The organism is Mesorhizobium sp. M7A.F.Ca.CA.001.08.2.1, assembly GCF_003998455.1.
GTDB classification, from domain to species: domain Bacteria; phylum Pseudomonadota; class Alphaproteobacteria; order Rhizobiales; family Rhizobiaceae; genus Mesorhizobium; species Mesorhizobium ciceri.
The window spans coordinates 1-2,069 of record NZ_RZPW01000945.1 but is presented as its reverse complement, the minus strand read 5'-3'; the positions used below and the strand labels follow the sequence as shown (position 1 = coordinate 2,069).

Sequence of the window (2,069 nt, the reverse complement as noted above, 5' to 3'; positions counted from 1 at the left end):
GTCCAATATGTCGCCTGGAAGCGGTGCTGAGCGGATCGGCAACGGCAAAGGCAGCGTCGAGTTGTGCGGGCGAACGCCGCTCGGTCCGCTTCCAGGCGACATATTGGACAATGCCGAAACTCGGTCTCCGGGGCACCGTCTTCACGACCGGCATGCGGAAGCCGTCGCGGAAACGGGACCAGCGTGTGCCCAACGCTGCGACCATGTCCTCGAAAGTCGGCGGCGCGGCCACAGACGCATAGGTGATGGTGACATTGCCGGCGAGGCCGGCCTCGCGTGAAACCGGTAGCGGTATGGAGGCGAGATAGTCCGGCGGCACGTCGATAAGCCCGCCGAACGGCCATTGCGCGCGCAGCGTGGCGGCGTCGGTCGGCGCGACATTGACGTCTATGTCGTTAGGCGTGCCGGCAACCCTGTAAGGGCAGCGGAAACGGCCGCAATTGGCTTGCGCCGAAAACTGCCACAGTGCGTAGCCTTGCCAGTTGCCCATCGCAAAATGCACGTCGATGTCGGACTTATAGCGGGCATACCAGAGCGGCAGCCGCGACAGGAGCCGGTATCGGTAGCTGTTGTCGGCAATGTACTGGGCGGTCTTGCCGTTGGTGTACAGCACCGGGAAACGGCCGATGCGCCGATGCACCTGGCGCACGAACTCCTCGGCATCGTCGAGCGACATCCATTGCGAGGGATCATTGCCCTCAATGTCGAGAGCCATGAGATCGTCTGGTGCGGGCTCGGCGAAATCGAGGAAATTGTTGGCCTGCTCGACCGGATTGCCGGGGCGGGCAAGGTGATAGGCGCCCCATTTCAGGCCGAGTGCCTTGGCCACCACCCGGCGCGTCTGGAACAGTTCGCGCGTCACCGCATGGCGTTTCCACAGCGCCTTGCAAAGCTTCACCTCAATGTCGTTGCCCAGGCAGAAATAGGGCGGCGGCATGCCGTCGGAGGCCTTGTTGATGAAGCCGACGACCCGCTTGTCGGTGGCGAGCTGCGCCCAATCGATGGAATTGTATTCGTAGGCATCGACCACCAAAGCGCGGTCGGCGTTCTTCCAGGGTTCGGAAAAATCCGAAGCCTTTGCCGCCGTGGACAGCGCCATCGTCGCCGCCAAGGCGAGAAGCGCCAGCGCATGTCGCCCAAAAGTGTGCAGCGGTTTTGGGGCAACGACATGCGGAGGAAACAATGGCTTGAAGGGCGTCGGCACGACACTCTTCAAGCGGCGAAGGAGACGCGCCGTCCTTTTCAAAACAGGGAATCCCCGTTGATCAAAGACAAATCCTGAACGGCTATGGTTAAGGAAGTACTTTCGGGGCTGACTTCAGAAAAGCTGGCGACGCATCAGCTGCTAGAATTCAAACGGGTCCGGAGCCGGCTCTTGCCGCAGCGTGCCCTCGGCGGCGCGTTTGCGGTGGTGGGCGAGTGAGCATTGCGGCGAGCATAATATGCCGCGATCCGACCAGTAGGCGGCCCCGTGGTCCAGTCTGCCGCCATGGTAGCAGAACCCCTCCGCTCGATAGGGCAGGCCGCATTCGATGCAGCGATAGGCGTCGGGTCTGGCAAGCATGGGCGGTTCCGGTTGGCTGGTTCTGATCCGTCGCCGGTCGACTTGATCCGGCATGGATTGAACTTAATACGCGCCGCCGCGATTGCAAAATCCGCGTGACAAAATTTGACGTTTACGTAAAAAGAAGATGGGAGAGCGCTGATACGGCGGGTGGTTTTGCAGCGGCGCCGGCTCTAGGGTTGGGCGGGCCGATGCATCAGGAGGAGTGAGCGGCATGTATAGGGCACCGGTCGAGGATATCGCCTTCACGCTCAAGCACGTCGCCGGCATGAAATCGGCGCTCGATGCCGGCAGGTTCGGCGATCTCGGCGATGACCTGGTCGATGCCGTTCTTGGCGAGGCCGGCCGCTTCGCCACTGAAGAGGTCGCACCGCTCTACACGATCGGCGATCGGCAAGGTGCCGTGCTGAAGGACGCTGCCGTCACCACACCGCCCGGCTGGAAGGAACTCTATCGCCGCTGGATCGATGGCGGCTGGAATGCGCTCTCCGGGCCTGAGGAATAT

Annotated in this window: 2 protein-coding genes and 1 pseudogene; 1 reads left to right on the top strand and 2 read right to left on the bottom strand. The window is 62.2% G+C overall.

Features of this window, described 5'->3' with window-relative positions; all coding sequences use genetic code 11:
• Together EN914_RS33280 and EN914_RS33275 are read right to left on the bottom strand one after the other, a co-directional pair.
• On the bottom strand, nt 1-1,099 hold a 1,099-nt coding region (locus EN914_RS33280), incomplete at its 3' end, for a glycoside hydrolase family 25 protein (protein ID WP_164779103.1).
• Nucleotides 1,100-1,345: 246 nt separating this feature from the next.
• The gene (locus EN914_RS33275; protein ID WP_013532811.1) at nt 1,346-1,564 is read right to left on the bottom strand and encodes a hypothetical protein; all 219 of its coding nucleotides are present in this window, start codon (nt 1,562-1,564) and stop codon (nt 1,346-1,348) included.
• Between the two features lie 214 nt (nt 1,565-1,778).
• Between EN914_RS33275 and EN914_RS33270 the strand changes: the two are divergent.
• Nucleotides 1,779-2,069 (top strand): annotated as a pseudogene (locus EN914_RS33270) (acyl-CoA dehydrogenase); the annotation flags it as partial.

What these genes read in the sequence shown, in the direction of transcription:
- EN914_RS33275 (WP_013532811.1), bottom strand. Translation starts at nt 1,564, where the DNA reads ATGCTTGCCAGACCCGACGCCTATCGCTGCATCGAATGCGGCCTGCCC.